Source organism: Streptomyces sp. NPDC014623 (genome assembly GCF_043088245.1).
GTDB lineage: Bacteria > Actinomycetota > Actinomycetes > Streptomycetales > Streptomycetaceae > Streptomyces.
Window position 1 is genome coordinate 233,703 of record NZ_JBIBZU010000009.1, and the last position, 24,027, is coordinate 257,729.

General features: G+C 71.1%; 20 protein-coding genes and 4 tRNA genes. 15 read left to right on the top strand and 9 right to left on the bottom strand.

Annotated elements, in window-relative coordinates; genetic code table 11:
• Nucleotides 1-9: 9 nt before the first annotated feature.
• From ACF1FZ_RS17290 to purM, 6 genes are all read left to right on the top strand, one after another.
• The gene (locus ACF1FZ_RS17290; RefSeq protein ID WP_391774211.1) at nt 10-849 is read left to right on the top strand and encodes a M23 family metallopeptidase; all 840 of its coding nucleotides are present in this window, start codon (nt 10-12) and stop codon (nt 847-849) included.
• 41 nt (nt 850-890) lie between these two features.
• On the top strand, nt 891-2,159 hold the full coding sequence (locus ACF1FZ_RS17295) for a hypothetical protein (RefSeq protein WP_391774212.1): 1,269 nt from the start codon (nt 891-893) through the stop codon (nt 2,157-2,159).
• Between the two features lie 52 nt (nt 2,160-2,211).
• Nucleotides 2,212-3,012, top strand: coding sequence for a sterol carrier family protein (locus ACF1FZ_RS17300; protein WP_391774213.1), 801 nt, complete (start codon nt 2,212-2,214; stop codon nt 3,010-3,012).
• A 38-nt stretch (nt 3,013-3,050) separates the two neighbouring features.
• Nucleotides 3,051-3,905, top strand: a complete 855-nt coding sequence (locus ACF1FZ_RS17305; protein WP_391774214.1) for an META domain-containing protein — start codon at nt 3,051-3,053, stop codon at nt 3,903-3,905.
• A 472-nt stretch (nt 3,906-4,377) separates the two neighbouring features.
• Nucleotides 4,378-5,904, top strand: a complete 1,527-nt coding sequence (gene purF / locus ACF1FZ_RS17310) for an amidophosphoribosyltransferase (RefSeq protein WP_391774215.1) — start codon at nt 4,378-4,380, stop codon at nt 5,902-5,904.
• Between the two features lie 60 nt (nt 5,905-5,964).
• The gene (purM, locus tag ACF1FZ_RS17315) at nt 5,965-7,038 is read left to right on the top strand and encodes a phosphoribosylformylglycinamidine cyclo-ligase (protein WP_391774216.1); all 1,074 of its coding nucleotides are present in this window, start codon (nt 5,965-5,967) and stop codon (nt 7,036-7,038) included.
• A gap of 155 nt (nt 7,039-7,193) precedes the next feature.
• Here the strand turns inward: purM and ACF1FZ_RS17320 are convergent, their stop codons facing one another.
• Both ACF1FZ_RS17320 and ACF1FZ_RS17325 read right to left on the bottom strand, forming a co-directional pair.
• A complete protein-coding gene (locus ACF1FZ_RS17320) occupies nt 7,194-7,451 on the bottom strand; it encodes a DUF3073 domain-containing protein (RefSeq protein ID WP_031097368.1) in 258 nt (85 codons plus the stop codon).
• A gap of 358 nt (nt 7,452-7,809) precedes the next feature.
• Nucleotides 7,810-8,901: a Leu/Phe/Val dehydrogenase gene (locus ACF1FZ_RS17325; RefSeq protein WP_391774217.1), complete on the bottom strand. Its 1,092-nt coding sequence runs from the start codon at nt 8,899-8,901 to the stop codon at nt 7,810-7,812.
• A 179-nt stretch (nt 8,902-9,080) separates the two neighbouring features.
• Here ACF1FZ_RS17325 and ACF1FZ_RS17330 point away from each other — a divergent pair, with 179 nt between their 5' ends.
• Both ACF1FZ_RS17330 and bldC read left to right on the top strand, forming a co-directional pair.
• A complete protein-coding gene (locus ACF1FZ_RS17330; RefSeq protein WP_391774218.1) occupies nt 9,081-9,932 on the top strand; it encodes a hypothetical protein in 852 nt (283 codons plus the stop codon).
• A 661-nt stretch (nt 9,933-10,593) separates the two neighbouring features.
• Entirely contained in the window at nt 10,594-10,800 is a 207-nt protein-coding gene (gene bldC, locus ACF1FZ_RS17335; RefSeq protein WP_003949541.1) for a developmental transcriptional regulator BldC, read from the top strand.
• Nucleotides 10,801-11,278: 478 nt separating this feature from the next.
• Here bldC and ACF1FZ_RS17340 read toward each other — a convergent pair whose 3' ends face one another.
• The 3 genes from ACF1FZ_RS17340 to hrpA form a co-directional block, all read right to left on the bottom strand.
• On the bottom strand, nt 11,279-11,659 hold the full coding sequence (locus ACF1FZ_RS17340; RefSeq protein WP_391774219.1) for a DUF6274 family protein: 381 nt from the start codon (nt 11,657-11,659) through the stop codon (nt 11,279-11,281).
• A 141-nt stretch (nt 11,660-11,800) separates the two neighbouring features.
• Nucleotides 11,801-11,875 (bottom strand) — tRNA-Asp (locus tag ACF1FZ_RS17345).
• Nucleotides 11,876-11,990: 115 nt separating this feature from the next.
• Nucleotides 11,991-15,911 carry an ATP-dependent RNA helicase HrpA gene (hrpA, locus tag ACF1FZ_RS17350; RefSeq protein ID WP_391774220.1) on the bottom strand — a complete coding sequence of 1,307 codons (3,921 nt, stop codon included), beginning with the start codon at nt 15,909-15,911 and terminating at the stop codon, nt 11,991-11,993.
• 296 nt (nt 15,912-16,207) lie between these two features.
• On the opposite strand from hrpA, the gene ACF1FZ_RS17355 reads away from it, so the two are divergent.
• Entirely contained in the window at nt 16,208-16,984 is a 777-nt protein-coding gene (locus tag ACF1FZ_RS17355; RefSeq protein ID WP_391774221.1) for a DsbA family protein, read from the top strand.
• Complete coding sequence (locus ACF1FZ_RS17360) at nt 16,981-17,811, top strand: cytochrome c biogenesis CcdA family protein (protein WP_391774222.1); 831 nt, start codon at nt 16,981-16,983, stop codon at nt 17,809-17,811. Before ACF1FZ_RS17355 ends, ACF1FZ_RS17360 begins: the two co-directional genes overlap by 4 nt.
• A gap of 39 nt (nt 17,812-17,850) precedes the next feature.
• Here ACF1FZ_RS17360 and ACF1FZ_RS17365 read toward each other — a convergent pair.
• The 4 genes from ACF1FZ_RS17365 to ACF1FZ_RS17380 all read right to left on the bottom strand — a co-directional run bounded on the left by ACF1FZ_RS17365 (nt 17,851) and on the right by ACF1FZ_RS17380 (nt 19,752).
• A tRNA-Phe gene (locus ACF1FZ_RS17365) sits at nt 17,851-17,927 on the bottom strand.
• A gap of 22 nt (nt 17,928-17,949) precedes the next feature.
• Nucleotides 17,950-18,024: transfer RNA gene (locus ACF1FZ_RS17370), tRNA-Asp, on the bottom strand.
• Between the two features lie 39 nt (nt 18,025-18,063).
• Nucleotides 18,064-18,136 (bottom strand) — tRNA-Glu (locus ACF1FZ_RS17375).
• 80 nt (nt 18,137-18,216) lie between these two features.
• Complete coding sequence (locus ACF1FZ_RS17380; protein WP_391774223.1) at nt 18,217-19,752, bottom strand: metallophosphoesterase; 1,536 nt, start codon at nt 19,750-19,752, stop codon at nt 18,217-18,219.
• A gap of 123 nt (nt 19,753-19,875) precedes the next feature.
• Between ACF1FZ_RS17380 and ACF1FZ_RS17385 the strand changes: the two genes are divergently transcribed.
• From ACF1FZ_RS17385 to ACF1FZ_RS17405, 5 genes are all read left to right on the top strand, one after another.
• Nucleotides 19,876-20,229, top strand: a complete 354-nt coding sequence (locus ACF1FZ_RS17385; protein ID WP_015578045.1) for a metallopeptidase family protein — start codon at nt 19,876-19,878, stop codon at nt 20,227-20,229.
• A 56-nt stretch (nt 20,230-20,285) separates the two neighbouring features.
• Nucleotides 20,286-20,723 carry a fluoride efflux transporter FluC gene (locus tag ACF1FZ_RS17390; RefSeq protein ID WP_391774259.1) on the top strand — a complete coding sequence of 146 codons (438 nt, stop codon included), beginning with the start codon at nt 20,286-20,288 and terminating at the stop codon, nt 20,721-20,723.
• Entirely contained in the window at nt 20,720-21,103 is a 384-nt protein-coding gene (crcB, locus tag ACF1FZ_RS17395; protein ID WP_391774224.1) for a fluoride efflux transporter CrcB, read from the top strand. The genes ACF1FZ_RS17390 and crcB overlap by 4 nt, the downstream gene beginning before the upstream one ends.
• Nucleotides 21,104-21,254: 151 nt before the next feature.
• Nucleotides 21,255-21,845 (top strand): hypothetical protein, encoded by a 591-nt coding sequence (locus ACF1FZ_RS17400; RefSeq protein ID WP_391774225.1) that lies wholly within the window; start codon nt 21,255-21,257, stop codon nt 21,843-21,845.
• A 239-nt stretch (nt 21,846-22,084) separates the two neighbouring features.
• Nucleotides 22,085-24,027 (top strand): DEAD/DEAH box helicase (locus ACF1FZ_RS17405; protein WP_391774226.1); only part of this gene is annotated, 1,943 nt, incomplete at its 3' end.

Below are 24,027 nucleotides of genomic sequence, written 5' to 3' on the forward strand. Positions count from 1 at the left end.
GGAGAACGTATGTCTGCACGCAGGTTGCCCGGGCTGCTCACGCGGGTGTTCGCTCTGCTCTTCCTCGCACTCGTCGTGGTCGGTCTCTTCGTGGAGTACCCGTTCCCGTCGTGGTGGGTCTTCCTCCCGCTCGTGCTCGCCTGGACGGCGGGCATCGCGGGAGGCCGGGCGGCGAGCCGGGACATCAAGGGCGCCTCACGTGACGCCGTCGAGGTCCTTGCGCCGGTGACAGGCCGTTGGTCCGCGCTCAACAGCCCCGCCGACCGGGTGCCGAGCCATGGTGTCCACGCCTACGGGCAGACGTATGCCATCGACATCGTGGCGGAAGGAGCGGAAGGGCCGTCGGCCGGGCGGCCGGGTTTCGCCTGGCTGTGGCCCGTCGCGCGTGGTCCCCGGGCCTTCCCCGCCTTCGGGGCCCCGTTGCTGGCGGTGGCGGACGCGACGGTGGTCACCGCCGACGACACACAGCGCGACCACCTGAGCCGGAACTCCCTCCTGGGGCTCGCCTGGCTCCTGCTCGCCGAGGGTGAGGTGCGTGGACTGGCGGGCGCGCACCGGGTCCTCGGCAACCGCGTCGTGCTCGACCTCGGTGACGGTACGTACGCCGCTTACGCCCACGTCCGGCGCGGCTCGCTCCAGGTGCGGGCCGGCGACACGGTCCGGGCCGGGCAGCAGATCGCCCGCTGCGGGAACTCCGGCAACTCCACCGAGCCGCATGTGCACTTCCAGCTCATGGACCACCCGGACCTCGACAGGGCGCGCGGCGTCCCGTTCACCTGGCGGGGCATCGGAGTACCGGCCAACGGCGAGGTCTTCGTCGCCGGCCGGGCCGTCAGCGACGACTGGTAGCTTGCCGGGCGTCATGCGTTGTCGTTGTGCGGGGGCCGGTCATGGACGAGACGAGCGCTGCCGGGGCATCCGGGCCGATAGGTGAGCCGACCGGGCGCGGCCGCGCGGCGAAGGCCTGGAACGCACTGTTCTGCCTGGTCGCCGTGGCGGGAATCGGTCTGAGCATCTGGGCCGTCGTCATGCAGGTGTCCGATCTCCGCGCCCGGTCCGAGAGCCGGGAGCGCATCGAGGCGGGGTGCGGTGGCCTCGTCGATCCGGATCTGGTGCTCGGGCTGAACGGTGACATCGACCGCGTGGAGCTCTCGGACCGCTACCAGATCGACACCGCCCGGAGGGTCAGCAACTGTCTCGTCCACCGGGTGGGCGAACCGGGGACGGCTTACGGGCACTTCGCCCTGACCCTCACCGTGTACCCCGCCGACCCGAACGCCGACGACCGCCGGGTCGCTCTCGACGACGGGCCCTTCGACCTCCGCCGCGGTGGCGTGGACGACATCGCGGCCGCGGCGGACCATGCCGTGCCGCACCCGCTGGGCGACGGCAGGCTCGGTGAGTACGAGAGCCACATGGTGACGGTCAGGGCCCTGTGCGCGGACGGTGGCGAGATCTCCTCCGTCGAGGCCTCGGCCATCGCCAAGTACGCGGACGTCGCGACGCCCGGGGACCGCCGGACGCTCGCCGGTCTGGCGCGGCAGGCGGTGGAGCGGGCTGCAGGGGAACGGGGGTGTGCGGCCGAGCTTCCCGCGCTGCCCGCCGGGCTCCCCGAGCCGGCGTTCGCCCTCCGCCCGGCGGCCGGGACCGGCGGCACATGTGCCTGGTACGGGCGCCTCATAGCCGCCGGGGGACGCGGCTCGCTCCCCGACCGCGCGCTCGCCGCGCCGGCCGGGAAGGCGAGTTCCCACGACGCCTGCCTGCTCGCACTCGGCGAGGACGAGACCCGGAGGATCTGGCCCGCCTACGAGAAGACCACCAAGAGCCCCCGGGACCTCGGTGTGGTGCTCTCGCACTCTCCCCTGTGGGTGAAGACCGAGACCGTCGTCGGCGACGGCACCAGAGGGATACGGACCGGCTTGCAGGACCGGACCGTGATCCGCCCCGGCACCGCGGGTACGGACGAGTTCGCCTGGTGGGCCTCCTCCGTCTGCGACGGCCGGCCCGCCCTGCACCTGATGCAGGTGTCCTACCCGTACGACCGCATCCTCCGCGGCCGGCTGGAGCCCCTGTTCCGGGCGTACGTCGACGACGCGACGGAACGCCGTGGCTGCACGGACGTCGTCCGTCCCGACGCGGCGGACTTCGTGCGGAGTTGAGTCCGGCGGTACGTGAGGGGCGCTGTCGGCCCCGCCGGTTAGTCTCGCCCGTATGCCACCGGCCAAGAAGCGCCCCCGCGCCTACGACGTCTCCCGGACCCGCATCGCGGTCCTGGCCCAGTTCGACCGTGTCCGGGAGGCGGTGGCCACACTGACGGAGGATCAGCTGGCCGGTCCGTCCGGGCTCGGGGAGTGGACCGTGCGGGAGCTCGCCGTCCACCTCGCCATGGCGCTGGGCCGCGTCAGCCATGAGCTGGAGTCGCCGGAGCCGCCCGGGCCCAAGCCGCAGCTCACCCTGCTGGAGTGGCCCTTCTCCACCGCGGGCCGGGCGGCGGCGATCGCCGACGACACCAGGGAGCTGACCGGGGCCCGCCCCGGTCTCGACGCGCTGTACGAGGAGACGGCGGTCCGGTTCGCGGAGGCGGTGCCCGCCGCTGCCGCTGACCGGCTGGTGACGACCCGGTCGGGGACGATGCGTCTGGGCGACTTCCTGGTCACCCGCACCGTCGAGCTCGTCGTCCACACCGACGACCTCCACCGGGCGACGGGCCTCGACATCCCGTACGACCGCCAGGCGCTCGCGGCCTGCACCCGGCTGCTCGCCGACGCGCTCGCGGAGAAGGCGCCCGGTGGATCCGTCGAGGTGCGCGTGCCGCCTTTCGCCGTCGTCCAGTGCATCGGCGGCCCCAGACACACCCGCGGGACCCCGCCGAACGTCGTGGAGACGGATCCGCTCACCTGGATCCGGCTGGCCACCGGGCGTACGCAGTGGGCGGACGCGCTCGAAGCGGCGCAGGTCAGCGCCAGTGGTGAGCGGGCCGATCTCGCCCCGCTGCTTCCTCTGACGGGCTGAGGGGGAACCGGATCGGCTCCTCGATCCGTCCCAGGGCCATGCGCACACAACGTATGGCAGTCAGCGTCCTTGCCGCCCTGACCACCCTCACCCTTGCCGCGTGCGGTACGGAGTCGGGATCCGGAGCGGGATCAGGGGATTCCGGAGGCTCCGGGGACGGCAGCGGAACCGTGCGGGCCGGCCAGCCGGTGACCGGTGTCCACTGGACCGTGTCCTCCCTGACCGTCGGGGGGAGGAAGACCACCGCCCCCGCCGGAGCCCACGTCGAGATCGACCCGGAGGGGAAGGCCACGGGCAGTCTGGGCTGCAACCGCTTCACCGCCGAGGCCGCCGTCGAGGGTGACAAGGTCACCGTCGGGCCGGGCACGACCACCGAGATGGGGTGCGAGAAGGAGGTCCAGGAGTTCGAGAAGGCGCTGGGCCGTGCCTTCAGCGGCGAACTCGAGGCCGACGTCACGGACCGGGACGACCGGAAGACCCTCACCCTGACCACGGCGCAGGGCGACACCATCGCCCTCACCTCCGAGCCCCCGGCACCCCTCGCCGGCACGGCCTGGAAGATCACCGGGCTCGTGTCCGGCAGCGCCGTCACCTCGTTGCCCGCCGGTACGGAGGACAAGGCACACCTCACCTTCGGGAAGGACGGCTCGGTGGAAGGGAACCTCGGTTGCAACTCCTTCCACGGCAAGGCCACCGTCTCGGGCTCCACCCTCACCTTCGGCCCGCTCACCTCCACCAGGAAGATGTGTCCGGGTCCGGAGGCGGATCTGGAGCGCGCGCTGAACGGTGTGCTGGAGGGGACGGCGACGTACGAGATCGATCACCGCTCGCTGTCGATCGAGGCGAAGAGCGGTAAGGGGCTCGAAGCGTCCGCCCCGGCGGCCGGGGGCTGACTGCGGCCGGCCCGCCGGCGACGGGCTCCGCGGATCCGCCCCGCACGTGCCCCGGAGATCCGTCCGCCGCCCTCCGCCCCTCGGGCAGCGCGCCCGGGGCGACCCGCCGCGGTGGTTCCGGAGGCGTTCGCAGGCCGTCGGCCGCGGTGTCGCGGTGTGAGGCTCGCCACGAAATGAGCGTTCAGTCACCGCCTGCTCCCTCGGGCTCACGAGCTCACCCAGTGCCACGGCGGGGGTGGTCCCGGCGCGGAGCGGACGACGGCCCGAATCGCCGGTAACCGCCGTCCGGAGCGGGCCTCAGCCGCTCCGAGGCCCTTCGGGGCCGGGGCGGGAACGCCGTCGTGCTCACCCGGAGTGACCGTCCGGCTCCGGCGGTGACGCTCACGTGGAACCCCCTGCCCTCCCGCTCACGGCCTGTTCCGGGCGGTCGTCCAATTCGGACCGGTGGTCGATCTCGCCTACACTCGGTGGCGTGCCTCGTGGTGATGGACGACTCAACCACGACCTGCTCCCCGGAGAGAAAGGCCCCCAGGACGCTTGCGGCGTCTTCGGTGTCTGGGCTCCGGGCGAAGAGGTCGCCAAGCTCACCTATTTCGGACTGTATGCCCTGCAGCACCGTGGACAGGAGTCCGCGGGCATCGCAGTGAGCAACGGGTCCCAGATCCTCGTCTTCAAGGACATGGGACTGGTCTCGCAGGTCTTCGACGAAACGTCTCTGGGATCGCTCCAGGGCCATATCGCGGTCGGTCATGCCCGCTACTCCACCACCGGTGCCTCGGTGTGGGAGAACGCGCAGCCGACGTTCCGTGCCACCGCGCACGGCTCGATCGCCCTGGGTCATAACGGCAACCTGGTCAACACGGCCCAGCTCGCCGGAATGGTGGCCGACCTTCCCCGGAAGGACGGCCGTGCCACCCAGGTCGCGGCGACCAACGACACCGATCTGGTGACCGCGCTGCTCGCCGGCCAGAGAGACGCCGACGACAAGCCGCTCACCGTCGAGGAGGCCGCCGCGAAGGTGCTTCCCGAGGTCCAGGGCGCCTTCTCGCTCGTCTTCATGGACGAGCACACCCTCTACGCCGCCCGTGACCCGCAGGGCATCCGCCCTCTCGTCCTCGGCCGGCTCGAGCGTGGCTGGGTGGTGGCCTCCGAGTCCGCCGCCCTCGACATCTGCGGTGCCAGTTACGTCCGCGAGGTCGAGCCGGGCGAGCTCGTCGCCATCGACGAGAACGGCCTGCGCACCTCCCGCTTCGCAGAAGCGAAGCCCAAGGGCTGTGTCTTCGAGTACGTCTACCTGGCGCGTCCCGACACCGACATCGCCGGGCGGAACGTCTACCTCTCCCGGGTGGAGATGGGCCGGAAGCTGGCGGCCGAGGCCCCCGTCGAGGCGGACCTGGTCATAGCGACGCCGGAATCGGGAACGCCCGCGGCCATCGGTTACGCCGAGGCGAGCGGAATTCCCTTCGGGGCGGGGCTGGTCAAGAACGCCTATGTCGGGCGGACCTTCATCCAGCCCTCGCAGACCATCCGCCAGCTGGGCATCCGGCTCAAGCTCAACCCGCTCAAGGAAGTCATCAAGGGCAAGCGCCTGGTGGTCGTCGACGACTCGATCGTCCGCGGCAACACCCAGCGCGCCCTGGTGAGGATGCTGCGCGAGGCGGGTGCCGCCGAGATCCACATCCGGATCTCGTCCCCGCCCGTGAAGTGGCCCTGCTTCTTCGGAATCGACTTCGCGACGCGTGCCGAGCTGATCGCCAACGGCATGTCCGTCGACGAGATCGGCGCCTCCATGGGTGCCGATTCCCTCGCGTACATCTCGCTCGACGCGATGGTCGAGGCGACGACGATCGCCAAGCCGAATCTGTGCCGCGCCTGCTTCGACGGCGAATACCCGATGGAGCTTCCGGACCCGGAGCTGCTCGGCAAGCAGCTGCTGGAGACCGAGCTGGCGGCCGGTCCCGCGGCGACCGCGGCGGCCGACGCACTGCGCCGGCCGTGACCCGGACCGACCGGCTGCTTCCCCACCAGCCCCGTATTCCCACACGAAAGATCCCGGGCCATGTCTGAGACAACAGGTGCTTCCTACGCTGCGGCGGGCGTCGACATCGAAGCCGGTGACCGCGCCGTCGAGCTGATGAAGGAGTGGGTGAAGAAGACGCAGCGTCCCGAGGTCGCCGGCCTCGGTGGCCTCGGTGGATTCGCCGGTCTCTTCGACGCCTCGGCGCTCAAGCGTTACGAGCGCCCGCTGCTCGCCTCCGCCACCGACGGTGTCGGCACGAAGGTCGATCTGGCCCGCCAGATGGGTGTGTACGACACCATCGGGCGCGACCTCGTCGGCATGGTCGTCGACGACCTGGTCGTCTGCGGCGCGGAACCGCTCTTCATGACCGACTACATCTGCGTCGGCAAGGTGCATCCCGAGCGTGTCGCGGCCATCGTGAAGGGCATCGCCGAGGGCTGTGTCCTCGCGGGCTGCGCACTGGTCGGCGGCGAGACGGCCGAGCACCCCGGCCTGCTGGGCCCCGACGACTTCGACGTCGCGGGCGCCGGTACGGGCGTGGTCGAGGCCGACCGGCTGCTGGGCCCGGACCGCATCCGTAAGGGTGACGCGGTGATCGCCATGGCGTCGTCCGGTCTTCACTCCAACGGGTACTCGCTCGTGCGGCACGTGGTCTTCGACCGGGCCGGCTGGACACTGGACCGCCAGGTCGAGGAGTTCGGAAGGACGCTCGGTGAGGAACTCCTGGAGCCCACCAGGATCTACTCCCTGGACTGTCTGGCGCTGACCCGCACGACCGAGGTGCACGGCTTCAGCCACGTCACCGGCGGCGGGCTGGCCAACAACCTGGCCCGGGTGATCCCGGACGGGCTGCACGCCACGGTCGACCGCGGTACCTGGACGCCCGGCGCCGTCTTCGACCTGGTCGGCAAGGCCGGGCAGGTCGAGCGGCTGGAGCTGGAGAAGACGCTGAACATGGGCGTCGGCATGATCGCGGTCGTCCCGGCCGACTCGGTGGACGCGGCTCTGACGACGCTGGCGGACCGGGGCGTCGACTCCTGGGTCGCCGGCGAGATCACCGAGCGCGGCGACCACGCCACGGGTGCCGAGCTGACCGGGGACTACGCACGGTAGGACGCCATGACCGCCGGTCCGGCCCATCGGAGCGGACCGGCGCCGGACGGCTCCGCCCGGCGGGCCGGACGCGGAGACTCTCCGCCCCACCGCACCGGGACAGCACAGAACCCGGTCCGGGCAGGCCCGGACCGGGTTGATGTGTCAGCGCGAGGTCAAGCGCCGCGGCGCTGTGACGACGGACCGGACTGGCCGTCCTCGTCCGCGTCCTCGTCGTCGTTGTACAGATCCGCGTACTGTGCGTACGGGTCATCTTCCTCGTCGTCGTCCTCGAACGGCTCGGCGTTCGGTGGTTGACTCGAAGGCGATGCGCCCAGCTCATTGGCCAGACGCGACAGGTCCGTCCCGCCGCTGCTGTACTTCAGCTGGCGGGCGACCTTGGTCTGCTTGGCCTTTGCCCGGCCGCGCCCCATGGCTCGACCCCCTCGGTGACGGGGCTCGACGGCCCCAGAGTCTTGACACGCGTTCATGTTTCAGGACGGACTCCCGGCAGAGAGACCGCGCCCGTGGCTTTAACCGTACCTGCTTCCTCGGCCATACGGTACGCCGCCCGCATCACGCACCTCGGTGCAGGACCGTGGAGGAACCCGTCCTCGCTGGTCAACCCCGATTTTAACCTCTTGTGGACGGCCGACCCGCCGACCGGAGTGAGTCTTGTCTCCCCCTCGGCCCGCCGACCGTCCCACCGCACCTACAGGGGCGCCTGCGGTGCCCGCGTCGCCGGTTTCCGCTCATACGCCGGTGACGCGGACCCGACTCCCGGGTGACGTGTCAGCGACGGCGGGCGTCCGCCATCCTCTGTTCGGCGATCCGGTCGGCCGCCGCGGCCGGCGGGATGCCGTCCGCCTTCGCACGTGCGAATATGGCCAGCGTGGTATCGAAGATCTTCGTGGCCTTCGCCTTGCACCGGTCGAAGTCGAAACCGCGGAGCTCGTCGGCGACCTGGATCACGCCGCCGGCGTTCACCACGTAGTCCGGTGCGTACAGAACCGATCGGTCGGCAAGGTCCTTCTCGATGCCCGGGTGCGCGAGCTGGTTGTTGGCCGCGCCGCACACCACCTTGGCGGTGAGCACGGGAACACTCTCGTCGTTCAGCGCGCCGCCGAGTGCGCACGGGGCGTAGATGTCGAGCCCCTCGGTACGGATGAGGGCGTTCGTGTCCACGGCCACGGAGACCTCGGGATGCAGATCGGTGATCCCGCGCACGGACTCCTCGCGCACGTCCGTCACCACGACCTCGGCGCCGTCGCTCAGCAGGTGCCCGACGAGATGGCGGCCGACCTTGCCCACGCCGGCGACACCGACCTTGCGGCCGCGCAGCGTGGGGTCGCCCCACAGGTGCTGCGCGGAGGCCCGCATGCCCTGGAAGACGCCGAAGGCGGTGAGGACGGAGGAGTCGCCCGCACCGCCGTTCTCGGGGGAACGGCCGGTGGTCCAGCGGCACTCACGGGCGACGACGTCCATGTCGGCGACGTAGGTGCCGACGTCACAGGCGGTCACGTAGCGCCCGCCGAGCGAGGCCACGAACCGTCCGTAGGCCAGCAGCAGTTCCTCGGTCTTGATCCGGTCCGGATCGCCGATGATGACGGCCTTGCCGCCGCCGTGCTCGAGGCCGGCCATGGCGTTCTTGTACGACATCCCGCGCGACAGGTTCAGCGCGTCCGCGACGGCCTCCTCCTCGGAGGCGTACGGATAGAAGCGGGTCCCGCCGAGGGCCGGGCCCAGGGCGGTGGAGTGGAGGGCGATGACGGCCTTGAGGCCGCTGGCCCGGTCCTGGCAGATGACGACTTGCTCGTGGCCACCCTGGTCCGAACGGAACAGGGTGCGCAGTACATCCACAGGTACGCCGGTCACATCGGTCACGGTGGTGACTCCCAAGTACGAAGCGGCGGGGAAGACCCTCCTGAAGGTGGGGAGGGCCCCGGACCGACCGGTGCCGGCCGGTCCGACTGGGCAAGAGCGTAAGTCCTCGTGACGCCTGGATCTGTTCTCCCGACCGGGATCACCCCCCGGTGGAGTACCGGCGTGACACGATTCACCGCATGTCGGTGGTGTCTTCGGTGCTCGTCCCTTACGCGTCCTACCTGCGGGTGTACGAGCCGCTCGCCGCCTTCCGTGAACCCGAACGGGGCCACTGGACGCGTTACGCCATGCGCTCCGACCTCCCCACCGCCCAGGACGAGCTGCGCCGCTCGCTGGCCGGCCTGGTCCCCACCCCGCCGGTGGCGGTACCGGTGCACGAGAGCGGGGACGCCTTCGTCGCGGTGGTCGACGGGGTGATCTGCGTCTGCCCGTGGCGGACCCGGATGCGGGGCTGGCTGGCCATGAGCGAACTGGGGAGTCTGTTTCCGGCCACTGTGCTGGACGCGGTGCTGCCCCCGGTGGTGCGGGGGCAGGCGGCGGCGGACCACGAGCGGTGGGCCGAGCGGAATCCGGATGCCCGTCCGTGGATCCGGACCACGGTGTGGCACGTGCCGGTGCGCTGGTTCGTCCTGTTCGACGACGAGGAGCGGGAATGCGTGACCGCCGGTGCCGTCGGCGCGGACGGGGGCCGGATGCTGCGTTACCGGACCCCGATGGTGCAGGCGAGGCGCCGGCTGGCGCGGGCGCTGCGGACGCTGCGGGAGACCGCCGACGAGGGACCGCTGACCGAGGGGCTCGTGGAAGTGGGGCGCTGGCTGGAGGAGTTCCACCCGCGGGCCATGGTCGAGCTGGACTACGGCGGCCTGGTCCACGCGCTGAGCGGTGAGCAGCTCGCCGCGGACCGGTCGGCTGCGGATGTGGCGGAGGGGATCGCGGCGCTGCGCTCCGGGGACGGCGAAGCGGCGGGTGTCGCGTACGGCCGTCTCGCCGACCGCTGGCGTGCGGTGCGTGACCTACAATCCTCCAACTAGCCCGAAGCGGTGTGAATAGTCACGCAACGCCGCATAGAGGGGCTATGCGCAGGGAAGAGACATCCTGTGAGGTGTCCGACATCCGCGGGCACCGCGGCGGTCCGGCGGAGGTGAACGGAGATGCCCTGAGGGGAACTGACGGCCCGTGAACCCGCGTCGAGTGTGACGTGTGAGACAGATGGGGCAGGGGAATCGTTCACGAGGGCCGGGACCTACGTCCTGAACCGGGCCTTTGCCTCAAGCGTGACGGACAGCACTAACGGGGCCCTTGCGCCCTTCCCTACTCCTCATGCCAAAATAGGACAAGGAGTTCGGGGAGGACTCTGTCCGCCCAACTATGGGTGGAATGCTCAGCATTGCACGCTATGGGGGTTCTGTTGACTTCTGGCGGCTCCTGGTCGCCCTGTGACTGATCGTCACCAGGGCGTGACTGTCCGCTATGGCATGGTCCATCGGCTTCCGTCGCTGATGAACACCTGGGAGGGCAATTCCATCGGTTTGGCCGACGTGGCTGGACGGATGGTGTAGTTGTAGTGCCGAAGACAAGCCGTTCGTCCTATAACCGACTCGGCCCGTGTCCGCCATTTCGGGCAACGCGGGTCAAGGTGCAGAATTTAGAGGAAAGAACCGAGATGGTTCGGTTCTCCCGAGGAGGCCGCTCATGACCGCTCGCACCCCTGATGCCGAGCCGCTGCTGACCCCGGCTGAGGTCGCCACGATGTTCCGCGTGGACCCGAAGACGGTCACCCGTTGGGCAAAGGCTGGCAAGCTCACGTCCATCCGCACGCTCGGTGGGCATCGCCGGTACCGCGAGGCAGAGGTCCGCGCACTGCTTGCGGGTATCCCGCAGCAGCGCAGCGAGGCCTGACACACCCCTGTCGCCGCAGCCACAACAGGGCACCGGAGGGTCCCCCATCCCTCGGTGTCCCCACTCATAGCTCCACACGACGGGTGCCCGCCCCAACGGACACCACGCCTGTGACATTCGGGTGCGTCGTTCGATCGCGCTGGACTCCGCCGGGTCCAGCGCGATCTTTTTGTGCCCGAACGGCCCGGGAGGTTGCCCGAACCTGCCGACGGGTCGGTTTGCGGGAGGGTGCGTGCGACTGTGGGCGGGCCTGTTCGAGGCTGTTCGCCCGGGTCCCGGGCGCCCTGGGACGGCTCGTGTGGAACGGTCCGGGATGCGCTTCGGTGAGAGTGCAATTGCACATATTAAATTCGCCAGTTGTAGGAAGTGCGTAAAGTACCCCACGCGCAAAACTGATTGAGTGACTCCCGTCACACCGGCGTGGCCCTGCCGGCCGCGCGTCCGTCCTCGTGCGAGGGTGGCCGGCTGCGACGGACGGTCATGCGGCGGGAGGGCTTTCGTCGCCGGAGCGGTCTTCGAAGAGGTTCCGGGGGCGTTCCGGGCGGCGGTCCGCGCCGTTCCCGCCCGCACCCTTCCTCCCGCTCTCGTCGCCGTCCGCCCCGGCCCGGAGCGGGGGAGTCGCCCCGGCAATCCTTCCGGGGCCCCCGGTGCGGCTCTCCGGGGCCGGCGGCTGCCGGATCGCGCCGCCGGGCTCCTGGAGTGCGTGCGGCGCCTGGGGGCCCGTCAGGGGCTCCATGGCGAGCCGCAGCAGCCGGTGGCAGACCGGGCAGTGCCGGGTGAGGTGGCGGTAGCCGGAGGCGGCCGCCAGGTGGGCGCGCAGCAGCGCGCGGGTCTCGTGCCTTTCCGTGGGCGCAGACATGTGTGCGGCCTCCCGGTGGACCCGGCCACCCGCGTCGGGAAGAGCAGGGGTGGACTCCGTCCTACGGAGGTACTCGCGGCAGGGGCCGGCGTCAAGACGCACGGAAGCCCGGATCCAGGGGATCCGGGCTTCCGTCTACTGCGGTCCTGACGGGATTTGAACCCGCGGCCTCCACCTTGACAGGGTGGCGAGCACTCCAAACTGCTCCACAGGACCAGGTTTTCGCTGCCTGCCTTGCGGCCTGCTGCGAAGACAGACTGTACACGTGGTCCGTGGGCCAGGTCGAACTCACTCACCGTGCGGGTTCCGTCACGGCTCCGCGGGGGGCGGTTCACGGAGCGGCCGCGTCGATCGCCTTCACGATCCGCTTGTCCGAGACGGGCTGGGCGGTGCCCAGGGCGTGCGCGAAATAGCTCACCCGCAGTTCCTCGATCATCCAGCGGATGTCCAGGACCTCCTGGGGCACGGGCCGCCCCTCGGGCAACTGCTCGAGCAGCCACGCGTACTCGTCCTGCATCTCGTGGACCTTCTCCATGCGCGTGGTGTCGCGCTGGACGTTCGTCGGCATCTGCTGCAGCCGGCGGTCCTCGGCGACCAGGTAGCGCATCAGGTCGGGCAGTCTGCGCAGTCCGGTCGCGGTGACGAACCCGGGCGGCACGAGGCGGGCCAGGTGCTCCCGTACGTCCGTGACGTTGGCGATCAGCACCAGGCTGTTCGTCGACTTCAGCCGGCGCTCGCAGGCCTGCCAGGCCGCAAGGATCTGCTGTACCTGGCCGATCGTGCGGACGGTGAGGTCCACGAGGTCGGCACGCACCTTGTCGTACAGCTTCCGGAAGGACGCCTCGTCCCAGGCCGGGCCGCCGTGCGCGGCGATCAGCCGGTCGGCCGCCGCGGTCGCGCAGTCCTCGAAGAGTGCCTGGACGGAGCCGTGCGGATTGCGGGACAGCGCCAGCTTCTGCTGGTTGGTGAGCTTGTCCGAGGCGAACTTGGCCGGGTTCACCGGGATGTTCAGCAGGATCAGCTTCCGCGTGCCGCGCCACATCGCCTGCTGCTGCTCGGCCTCCGTGTCGAAGAGCCGTACGGCCACGCTCTCACCCTGGTCGACGAGCGCGGGGTAGGCCTTCACGGGCTGGCCCGCCCGGCGGGTCTCGAAGACGCGGTTCAGCGTGCCGATCGTCCAGTCGGTGAGGCCCGAACGCTCGACGGACTCCCCGGAGGGCCCCGCGGTGGCCGCGGCGGCCTTGGAGAGGGCCTGGCGGGCCTTGGGGCGCAGCTGGATCTTCAGCGCCTCCAGATCCTTGTCCTCGGCGACCTTGCGGCGCCGCTCGTCGGTGATCCGGAAAGTGATCTTCAGGTGGTCCGGGATCCGGGACAGGTCGAAGTCGTCCGCGGTGACGGGGACGCCGACCATGCGCTGGAGTTCACGGGCCAGCGTGAGCGGCAGCGGCTCCTGCAGGGGGACGGCGCGGTCCAGGAACCTCGCCGCGTAATCGGGGGCGGGGACGTAGTGCCGGCGGATGGGCTTGGGCAGCGAGCGGATCAGCTCGGTGACCACCTCTCCGCGCAGGCCCGGGATCTGCCAGTCGAAGCCCTCGGAGGTGACCTGGTTGAGCACCTGGAGCGGGATGTGGACCGTCACGCCGTCGGCGTCGGCGCCCGGCTCGAACTGGTAGGTCACCCGGAATTTGAGCTTCCCCTGCCGCCAGGAGTCCGGGTAGTCGTCCTTGGTGACGGCCCCGGCCTTCTCGTTGATGAGCATCGAGCGCTCGAAGTCCAGCGCGTCCGGCTCGTCACGGCGCTTGTGCTTCCACCAGGAGTCGAAATGGGCGCCGGAGACGATGTGCTCGGGGATCCGCCGATCGTAGAAGTCGAAGAGCGTCTCGTCGTCCACGAGGATGTCGCGGCGCCGCGCGCGGTGCTCCAACTCCTCCACTTCGCCCAGCAGTTTGCGGTTGTCGTGGAAGAACTGGTGGTGCGTGCGCCAGTCGCCCTCGACCAGGGCGTTGCGGATGAACAGATCGCGCGAGGCCTCCTGGTCGATACGGCCGAAATTGATCTTGCGCTGGGCGACGATCGGTACCCCGTAGAGCGTGACCCGCTCGTACGCCATCACCGCGGCCTGGTCCTTCTCCCAGTGCGGCTCGCTGTAGGTGCGCTTCAACAGGTGCTGGGCGAGTGGCTCGATCCACTCCGGCTCGATCTTCGCGTTGACCCGCGCCCACAGCCGGGACGTCTCGACCAGCTCGGCCGACATCACGAAGCGCGGCTGCTTCTTGAACAGGGCGGAACCGGGGAAGATCGCGAACTTGGCGCTGCGGGCGCCCACGTACTCGTTCTTCTCGGTGTCCTTCAGCCCGATATGGGACAGCAGCCCCGCCAGCAGCGAGGTGTGCACCGACTGCTCGGGCGCGTCCTGCTCGCTCAGCTCGATGCCCATCTGCTTCGCGACCGTGCGCAGCTGGGCGTAGATGTCCTGCCACTCACGGATCCGCAGGAAGTTCAGGTACTCCTGCTTGCACATCCGCCGGAAGCTGGAGGAGCCGCGCTCCTTCTGCTGCTCCCGGATGTAGCGCCACAGGTTCAGGAACGCCAGGAAGTCGGACGTCTCGTCCTTGAAGCGGGCGTGGTGCTGATCGGCCTGGGTCTGCTTCTCCGAGGGGCGCTCGCGCGGGTCCTGGATGGAGAGCGCGGCCGCGATGACCATGACCTCGCGGGCGCAGCCGTTCTTCTCGGCCTCGATGACCATGCGGGCCAGCCGCGGGTCGACGGGCAGCTGGGAGAGCTTGCGGCCGAGCGGCGTGAGGCGCTTCTTCGGATCCTTCTCCGCCGGATCGAGCGCACCCAGCTCCTGGAGAAGCTGGACGCCGTCGCGGATGTTGCGGTGGTCCGGCGGGTCGATGAAGGGGAACTTCTCGATGTCGCCGAGACCGGCCGCGGTCATCTGGAGGATGACGGAGGCCAGGTTGGTCCGCAGGATCTCCGGGTCGGTGAACTCGGGACGCGTGAGGAAGTCTTCCTCGGAGTACAGCCGGATGCAGATGCCGTCCGACGTACGGCCGCAGCGGCCCTTGCGCTGGTTGGCACTGGCCTGGGAGATCCGCTCGATCGGCAGCCGCTGGACCTTGGTGCGGTGGCTGTAGCGGGAGATGCGGGCGTTTCCCGGGTCGATCACGTACTTGATGCCGGGGACGGTCAGCGAGGTCTCCGCCACGTTCGTGGCGAGGACGATGCGGCGTCCGGTGTGGCGCTGGAACACCCGGTGCTGCTCGGCGTGCGAGAGGCGTGCGTAGAGGGGGAGCACCTCGGTGTGCCTGAGGTTGCGTTTGTTCAGCGCGTCCGCCGTGTCGCGGATCTCCCGCTCCCCGGAGAGGAAGACCAGGACGTCGCCCGGAGCCTCGTGGTCCAGCTCGTCGACGGCGTCACAGATCGCGGTGATCTGGTCGCGGTCGGAGTCCTCGCTGTCGTCCTCGAGGAGCGGGCGGTAGCGCACCTCGACCGGATACGTGCGTCCGCTGACCTCGACGATCGGCGCCTGGCCGAAGTGCTCGGCGAAGCGCTCCGGGTCGATGGTCGCCGAGGTGATGACGACCTTCAGGTCGGGGCGCTCGGGCAGCAGCCGGGCCAGGTAGCCCAGCAGGAAGTCGATGTTCAGCGACCGCTCGTGCGCCTCGTCGATGATGATCGTGTCGTAGGCGAGGAGCTGACGGTCCGTCTGGATCTCGGCCAGCAGGATGCCGTCCGTCATCAGCTTCACGAAGGTCGCGTCGGGATTCACCTGGTCGGTGAAGCGCACCTTCCAGCCGACGGCTTCACCGAGCGGGGTCTTCAGCTCGTCCGCGACGCGCTCGGCGACCGTGCGTGCCGCGATCCTGCGGGGCTGGGTGTGACCGATCATGCCCCGGACGCCGCGCCCCAGCTCCATGCAGATCTTGGGGATCTGCGTGGTCTTGCCCGAGCCGGTCTCACCCGCGACGATCACGACCTGGTGGTCGCGTATCGCCTCCAGGATCTCGTCCTTCTTCTGGCTGACCGGAAGCTGCTCCGGGTACGACAGGGCGGGCATCCGCGCGGCGCGCCCTGCGAGCCGCCCGGCTGCCTTCCCGGCCTCGGCGGAGATCTCGTCCAGCACGGACTGGCGGGCCTCGGGCTTGCGGATGCGGCGGGCGCCCTCGAGCCGCCGGCCGAGCCGGTGTGCGTCGCGGAGCGAGAGCTGCCCGAGCTGGGACTGGAGATCGGCGAAGGAAGTAGACATACGGACCCCAGGATCTCACCCGGGCGCGAGGACTGGCGAACGTATTTCGTCCGGGCCGCGTCACACCGCTCCCGGCGGGCTCCGCCGGGGTGCCGGTGACCGAGCGGGGGACGGGGCCGCAGGACGTACCATTTCGGGCAACTGATCACCGTTCCCCGTGCGAGGCGGCCCCCTGTCCCGGGACGTACCCGTACCCGCCGACCACGGGGTGCCGGGTGCGGAGGCGGTCCCCACACCTCCGCACCCCTCCCCGCAGATGCCGCAGACCCGCTCGCCCCCTCCGCACGGAGTGCCGCATGCCCACCCGCCCCTCGTCCTCCGCGAAGAAGAAGCCGTCCTCCGCGAGGAAGCCGGTCCTCCTCGGCCTCGTGGTCTCTCTCGCCGCCGGGCTGCTCGGCCTCGTCTCCTACCGGGCGACCGCCCCCGGCGGGCCCGCCTCCGACACCCCGGCCGCCGTCACGGCCACCGCGCAGGAACCCGAGCTCCGCCGGGAGCTGGCGCGGCTCGCCCGGCGCGACGCCGGCGACAAGCTGGCGCAGGGCCGCGCCGACGCCCCCGTCGTCCTCATCGAGTACGCCGACTTCCAGTGCGGTTACTGCGGGAAGTTCGCCCGGGACACCGAACCCGAACTGGTCAAGAGGTACGTCGGCGACGGCATCCTGCGCATCGAATGGCGCAACTTCCCGCTCTTCGGCGAGGCGTCGGAGGCAGCCGCGCGCGCCTCCTGGGCGGCCGGACAGCAGGACCGCTTCTGGGCCTTCCACCGGGCCGCGTACGCCGAGGGAGCCAAGGAGAAGGGCTTCGGCCGGGACCGCCTCAGGGCCCTCGCCCAGCAGGCCGGTGTGAAGGACCTGGGCCGCTTCGAGCGTGACGCCGGCAGCGCGGCAGCCGCCGAAGCGGTCCGTGCCGACCGGGAACAGGCCTACGGGATCGGTGCCACGTCCACCCCGTCCTTCCTCATCAACGGCCGCCCCGTGGCAGGAGCCCAGCCCACGGCCGTGTTCACCCAGGCCATCGAGGCGGCGGCCGCGGAGGAAGCGAACGTCGGACATGCCGGAGACCCCGCGAAGTGACCCCGGAAACCGGTTACTTCGCAGCCCTGCTCGGTGGCCTCCTGGCGCTCCTCAGCCCGTGCAGCGCCCTCCTGCTCCCGGCCTTCTTCGCGTACTCCGTCGACTCCGCCTCACGGCTCCTGGCGCGTACGGGCATCTTCTACGCCGGCCTCGCCACCACCCTCGTCCCGCTCGGTGCCGCGGGCTCGTACGCCGGACGGCTCTTCCACGAGCACCGTGACGCACTCGTGCTGGGAGCGGGCTGGATGATCATCGGGCTCGGCATCGCCCAGATCCTCGGGCTGGGCTTCGCCTCCCGGCGGATCGCAGCCGTCAGCGGCCGGATCCGGCCCACGACCGCCGTCAGGGTCTACGCCCTGGGCACGGTCTACGGTCTGGCGGGTTTCTGCGCCGGCCCGATCCTCGGCAGCGTCCTCACGGTGGCGGCCGTCAGCGGCAGCCCTGCCTACGGCGGGCTGCTGCTCGCCGTCTACGCGCTGGGTATGGCCCTGCCCCTGTTCGTGCTCGCCCTGCTCTGGGAACGCTTCGGCCTCGGCCGCCGGGCCTGGCTGCGCGGCAGGCCGCTGCGCGCCGGCCGCTTCGAACTGCACAGCACCTCGCTGCTCTCCGGCCTCTTCTTCGCCGGGCTCGGAGCGCTCTTCCTGGTGTACGACGGGACGACCGCGCTGCCCGGGCTCCTGGACGTGGACGACTCGTTCGCCGTGGAGCAGTGGGCCCAGCGTCTCGGCGAGCGGGTACCGGACGGGGCGGCGCTGACCGCGGCGGCCGCCGTGGTGCTGCTCGGGCTGACCGTGCGGGCGGTGAGGCGGCGGCGTGACGCCGGGTGAGTACGGCGAAAGCCCCGTCCGGGGGACGGGGCTTCCGAGTGGTGGCTGGGGCCGGGATCGAACCGGCGACCTATCGCTTTTCAGGCGATCGCTCGTACCAACTGAGCTACCCAGCCACGCAGCTCATACGGGCTGCAGCGGTCCTGACGGGATTTGAACCCGCGGCCTCCACCTTGACAGGGTGGCGAGCACTCCAAACTGCTCCACAGGACCTAGCTAGTGTGCGAGACAAGTCTCGCACACGGTTAAGCGTGCCCCCAACGGGATTCGAACCCGTGCTACCGCCTTGAAAGGGCGGCGTCCTGGGCCACTAGACGATGAGGGCTAAGGGCCCACCTGCGCGCTTTCCAGCGCGTCGGGGACGTGAGAAGCATATGGGATGCGGGGAGGTATCGCCAAAACGGTTTACGGGGAGGTCGTCGAGACGCTCGGAGAAGGGGGCGGACCCTTCAGGTTCTCCTCCGGGAGATGGCGGCTGACCTCGGCCGTCGTCAGGCCGAGACCTCCGAGGGTGATCTCGTCCCAGGCCTGCAGATGCCGGGTGGGGCGGTCCAGGTAGAGCACCGAGGCACGCACCTTCTCGGGCTTCTCGTTCTGCACCGCGCGCAGCCCGCCACCGCCCGTGGAGCCCTCGACCTTGAGCCGCGTGCCCAGCGGCAGCAGTTCGTTCACCCGGTGGTGCACATGGCCGGCCAGGACGAGCGGGACCGTTCCGTCCGTTTCCCGTGCCGCGTTCGGGTCGTGCGCCACCGCGATGTCCACCGGGGTGCCCGCCCGCTCCTGGTCACGCAGCGCCGAGGCGAGACGCATGCCCGCGAGCCGCGCGGCGGCCTTGCCGCCGGTGGGGCGCGAACGGTCCGGGGTGAACTGCGGGTCCCCGGTACCGGCGATCCGCAGCCCGGCCACGTCCACGGCCCTGCCCTCGTCCAGGACGTGCGCGTTCCTGGTCTTCTCCAGGCGGTCCTGGGTCTGCTCGGAGTCGTGGTTGCCCCTCACCCACACGTAGGGCGCGCCGAGGTCGCTGACGGGGGCCAGGAAGCCGTTCTCCGCGGCCGTGCCGTGGTCCATCGTGTCGCCGGAGTCGATGATCACGTCGATCTCGTACTGCTCGACGAGCGAGTCGATGATGTGCCAGGCGGCGGGGTTGAGGTGGATGTCGGAGACGTGCAGGACCCGGATGGTCGCGGGATCCGGCTGGTACACGGGGAGCGTGGACGTGGCGTCGTACAGCTTGGTGACGTTGGTGACGAGCCGGGCCAGTTCCTGCTGGTAGACGTCGAACTCGGAGACGATCGAGCGCGCGTCGCCGACGACCGACGGGGCGCTGGAGAGCAGCCCGGAGAACTTCGGCTCCAGGACGGACTTCGGGTTCCAGGTGGCGTAGGCACTGACGCCCGAGGCGGCCAGCAGCGCCAGGGCGAGGCCCCCGGCCGCCAGGGCGCGGCGCGGGCGCCGGTAGACGACCAGGCCGAGGGCGGTGGCACCGGAGACCACGGCCACGCAGGAGCGGACGGCCAGCTCCCGGGCGCCGGAGGCGACGTCGCCGGTGACCTCGTCCTGGAGGCCGGAGAGGCGTTCGGGGTGCTTGACCAGGGCCTGCGAGCGGGCGGGGTCCAGCTGGTCCACGTCCACGTCCAGGCGGACCGGGGCGTGGTGGGAGTCCAGCTCCAGGGCGCCGAGGGGCGACACGTTGATCTTGGTGCCGCCGCTCAGCGAAGGCCGCAGGGTCATGGTGGTGTCCATGGGCCCCACCGGTGTGCGCACGCTGCCGACGACCAGCAGCCCGAGCCAGGCCCCCAGCACGACCACCGCCAGCAGGCCGGACCCGCGCTGCCAGGGGTGCGCAGCGGGGACGAGTCCGCCCGCGGGAGCGGCGGTGTGCGGGCGGGAGCGGTGGAGGCGGCGGACACGGGCTGCTGCGGCGTGGAACGGGCGTGCCATTGGGCGCTCATGCCCCGATCGGGCGGCGGGCATGCGGGCGGGGCCGGTGGTGTGGGCCGGGCAGGTGGCCCGGGGCGGGGAGCGGCCCGCCCGTTCCGGCCCGGCGTACGTGACAATGGCGGTGTGCTGGAGATGACGCGCGAGGAGTTCGAAGAGCTGGTGAGCCTGGCTCTTGACCGGGTCCCGCCGGAGCTGATGCGGCTGATGGACAACGTCGCGGTGTTCGTGGAGGAGGAGCCGGAGGACCCGGAGGACCGGGAGTTGCTCGGCCTCTACGAGGGCACCCCCCTCACCGAGCGCGGTGAGTGGTACGCGGGAGTGCTGCCGGACCGGATCACCATCTACCGGGGGCCGACCCTGCGGATGTGCGAGACCCGCGAGGACGTGGTCGCCGAGACCGAGATCACCGTCGTCCACGAGATCGCCCACCACTTCGGCATCGACGACGAGCGGCTGCACGAGCTGGGTTACGGGTGAGCACCCAGAGCCCTCCGCCGGAGCGGAGGGCCGTCGAGCCGGACGCCGGCCTCTCCGTGCCCGCGCAGCGCGCCGGGACGCGTGGCGCCGGCACGTGGCCGGTCCTGGGGGCGGTCGCGGCGGGCGGCGCGCTGGGGGCCACGGCGCGCTACGCGGCGGCCCTCGCCTGGCCGGCCGCCGATGACGGTTTCCCCTGGGCGGTCTTCGCCGTCAATGTGACGGGCTGCGCGCTGATCGGCGTACTGATGGTGCTGACGGGCGAGCGGGCGGTGGTCGCGCGTCCACTGGTGCGTCCGTTCCTGGGGGTGGGGGTGCTCGGCGGGTTCACCACGTTCTCGACGTACGCCGCCGACGTGTCCCGGCTGCTGGCGCGTCAGGAAGTGGCGACGGCGACGGCGTACGCGGCGGTGACGGCCGTGGCGGCGCTCGGCGCGGTGTGGGGGGCGGCCGCGCTCACCCGGTCCCTGGTGGCCGGGCGGGGGCGGGCGGCGTGAACTGGCTGCTGGTCGCCCTCGGGGGCGCTGCCGGAGCGTCGCTGCGCTATCTGACGGACCGTGCGGTGCAGGCGCGGCACGGTGCCGGCCTGCCGTACGTGTTCCCGTGGGGGACCTTCACGGTCAACGCGTCGGGCAGCCTGCTCCTCGGGGTGCTCACGGGGGCGGCCGTGTCCACCCCGGTGTACGCCTTGCTGGGCACGGGCCTGTGCGGGGCGCTGACGACGTACTCGACGTTCTCGTACGAGACCCTGCGCCTGGCCGAGGAGGGCCGCGGCTTCCTGGCCGGGGCCAATGTGCTGGCGTCCCTGCTGGTGGGGCTCGGGGCGGTGTTCCTGGGTGTGGAGCTGGCGGGGGGCTTCGAGGGCGCCGGGGTGTGACCCGGGCGGCCGGGGCGTGTGCGGGTGTTGTGTCCGGGCGTGTCCCCGGCGGGGGCCGGGGAGTTGAGCACAGCGGTCTTCCGTACAGCCACCTCCCGCTCCCGTCTCCGCCGGTTCCTTCCCCCGTCTCTCCTCCCCGGAGGTGCGCCCCGTGCGCCAGTTGTCCGCCCGAGTCCGCCGGGCAGCCGTCACCGTGCTGACGATCGCCGCGTCCACAGGCTGTGTGAGTGTCGGTGACGACGCAGGGAAGCCGGCTCCTTCGCCCTCCGCCGGCCAGAAGGGCGCGTCGGCCCGGCCGGACGGCGGCACCGTCTCCGGCACCGGCCGGTCCGGCTCCGGCCCCGGTGGCGGCCGCGCCGAGGCGCAGTCCGACCGGGGGGTCTCCCGCAAGCCCGGCGCGAAGGCCTCGGGCCGGGCGCCCTCACCGGCCCCCGGGGGCGGCCGCCCGGCGGCCGGAGGCCCCGCGATCCCTGAGCCGACCCGGGGCGGCCCCCTGCCCGTCCCGGAGCCCAGCGTTCCGGGCCCGGGTGAGCCGCCTCCGCCTCCGCCCCCGCCGGTCACCCCGGAGGAGCCCCCGCCCCCGCCCCCGCCTCCGCCCTCGCCGGAGCCGGAGCCCTCGCCGCCGCCGGAGCAGCCCTCGGCCTCGCCGGCCGCGCAGTCCCGCACGGATGCGACGGGGGCGCCGGGAAGGGGCGGGGTGTGGCCCACTCCGTGGGTATCACCGCAGGTCACGCCGGTGTGAGCCAGCTCGTGGCCGACCCGGTTTGCGCGAATGGGGGGAGGGTGCGTATGGTAGTAGATCGTTTGATCCTATGCCCGGCGCCGACACAGAAGAGCGCCGTGTGGCGCGTACTCTCCCTTGCCGTGGCTGGACCGCATTGAGGCGGTCGAAATTGCGAAAACACGGAGTTACGGGCGCGTGCCGAGACTCCGGAAGGTTTCGCATTTCGCATGTCAATTTCCAGTTCTGACCACACCGTCATGTCCGAGAACGACGTCGACACCATCGAGGTCGTGGAGGCCGCCGAGGCCGTAGTGGCCCAGGCCCCCGCGGCAGCCGACGAGACCCCGGCCGCGGAGACCGCCGCTGACGCTCCCGCTGCGGACGACTCCGAGGAGGAGGCCGGGCCGAGCATCACGTTCGCCTCGCTCGGACTGCCCGAGGGCATCGTCCGCAAGCTCGCGCAGAACGGTGTGACCGCCCCCTTCCCGATCCAGGCCGCGACCATCCCGGACGCCTTGGCCGGCAAGGACATCCTGGGCCGTGGCCGTACCGGCTCCGGCAAGACCCTCTCCTTCGGCCTGCCGCTGCTGGCCACGCTGTCCGGCGGCACGACCGAGAAGAAGAAGCCGCGCGGCATCATCCTCACGCCGACGCGTGAGCTCGCGATGCAGGTCGCGGACGCCCTCCAGCCGTACGGCGACGTGCTCGGCCTGAAGATGAAGGTCGTCTGCGGCGGTACGTCGATGGGTAACCAGATCTACGCACTGGAGCGCGGTGTCGACGTCCTCGTCGCCACGCCCGGCCGTCTGCGCGACATCATCAACCGCGGCGCCTGCTCGCTCGCGAACGTCCAGGTCGCCGTGCTCGACGAGGCCGACCAGATGTCCGACCTGGGCTTCCTGCCCGAGGTCACCGAGCTGCTCGACCAGATCCCCGGCGGCGGCCAGCGCATGCTCTTCTCCGCCACCATGGAGAACGAGATCGGCACGCTGGTCAAGCGCTACCTGACCGACCCGGTGACGCACGAGGTCGACAGCGCCCAGGGCAACGTCACGACCATGTCGCACCACGTCCTCGTCGTGAAGCCGAAGGACAAGGCGCCCGTCACGGCCGCGATCGCCGCCCGCAAGGGCCGCACGATCATCTTCGTCCGTACCCAGCTGGGTGCCGACCGCATCGCCGAGCAGCTCATCGAGTCCGGCGTGAAGGCCGACGCGCTGCACGGCGGCATGACCCAGGGCGCCCGTACCCGTGTGCTCGAGGACTTCAAGAAGGGCTACGTCAACGCCCTCGTCGCCACCGACGTCGCCGCCCGAGGCATCCACGTCGACGGCATCGACCTCGTCCTCAACGTGGACCCGGCCGGCGACCACAAGGACTACCTGCACCGCTCGGGCCGTACCGCCCGTGCCGGCCGCTCCGGTGTCGTCGTCTCGCTGGCGCTCCCGCACCAGCGCCGCCAGATCTTCCGCCTCATGGAGGACGCGGGCGTCGACGCCTCGCGTCACATCGTGCAGGGCGCGGGTGTCTTCGAGCCCGAGGTCGCCGAGATCACCGGTGCCCGTTCCCTGACCGAGGTCCAGGCCGACTCGGCGAACAACGCGGCCAAGCAGGCCGAGCGCGAGGCCGCCGACCTCACCAAGCAGCTGGAACGCGTCCAGCGCCGCGCCGTCGAGCTGCGCGAGGAGGCCGACCGCCTGGTCGCCCGCGCCGCCCGTGAGCGGGGCGACGACCCGGAGGCGGCGGTGGCCGAGGTCGCCGCCGAGGCCGAGGCCGCGCTCGTCGCAGCCGTGTCCGTCCCCGAGCAGCCGGCCGCGCGCGACGACCGTCGTGACGACCGGGGCAGCTTCAACCGCCGTGACGACCGTGGCGGCGACCGTGGGGGTTACCGCGGTGGCAACGACCGCGTCGGTGAGCGCAGTGGCCGTCCCTCCGGTGGTTCCGGCTACCGCGGCAGCAACGACCGTCCGTCCTTCCGCGGCAGCAACGACCGTCCCTCCGGTGGCTTCCGCTCCGGTGGCGGCGACCGCCGGGACGACCGTGGTGGCCGTTCCTTCGAGCGTCGTGACAACGACCGTCCGTCGTTCAACCGTGACCGTCGTGACGACCGTCCCTCCGGTGGCTTCCGCTCCGGTGGCGGCGACCGCCGGGACGACCGTGGTGGCCGTTCCTTCGAGCGTCGTGACAACGACCGTCCGTC

What these genes read in the sequence shown, in the direction of transcription:
- ACF1FZ_RS17330 (WP_391774218.1), top strand. Translation starts at nt 9,081, where the DNA reads ATGTCGGTGGTGTCTTCGGTGCTCGTCCCTTACGCGTCCTACCTGCGG.
- bldC (WP_003949541.1), top strand. Translation starts at nt 10,594, where the DNA reads ATGACCGCTCGCACCCCTGATGCCGAGCCGCTGCTGACCCCGGCTGAG.
- ACF1FZ_RS17340 (WP_391774219.1), bottom strand. Translation starts at nt 11,659, where the DNA reads ATGTCTGCGCCCACGGAAAGGCACGAGACCCGCGCGCTGCTGCGCGCC.
- ACF1FZ_RS17300 (WP_391774213.1), top strand. Translation starts at nt 2,212, where the DNA reads ATGCCACCGGCCAAGAAGCGCCCCCGCGCCTACGACGTCTCCCGGACC.
- ACF1FZ_RS17380 (WP_391774223.1), bottom strand. Translation starts at nt 19,752, where the DNA reads ATGGCACGCCCGTTCCACGCCGCAGCAGCCCGTGTCCGCCGCCTCCAC.
- ACF1FZ_RS17290 (WP_391774211.1), top strand. Translation starts at nt 10, where the DNA reads ATGTCTGCACGCAGGTTGCCCGGGCTGCTCACGCGGGTGTTCGCTCTG.
- ACF1FZ_RS17355 (WP_391774221.1), top strand. Translation starts at nt 16,208, where the DNA reads ATGCCCACCCGCCCCTCGTCCTCCGCGAAGAAGAAGCCGTCCTCCGCG.
- ACF1FZ_RS17320 (WP_031097368.1), bottom strand. Translation starts at nt 7,451, where the DNA reads ATGGGGCGCGGCCGGGCAAAGGCCAAGCAGACCAAGGTCGCCCGCCAG.
- ACF1FZ_RS17295 (WP_391774212.1), top strand. Translation starts at nt 891, where the DNA reads ATGGACGAGACGAGCGCTGCCGGGGCATCCGGGCCGATAGGTGAGCCG.
- purM (WP_391774216.1), top strand. Translation starts at nt 5,965, where the DNA reads ATGTCTGAGACAACAGGTGCTTCCTACGCTGCGGCGGGCGTCGACATC.
- hrpA (WP_391774220.1), bottom strand. Translation starts at nt 15,911, where the DNA reads ATGTCTACTTCCTTCGCCGATCTCCAGTCCCAGCTCGGGCAGCTCTCG.
- ACF1FZ_RS17305 (WP_391774214.1), top strand. Translation starts at nt 3,051, where the DNA reads ATGCGCACACAACGTATGGCAGTCAGCGTCCTTGCCGCCCTGACCACC.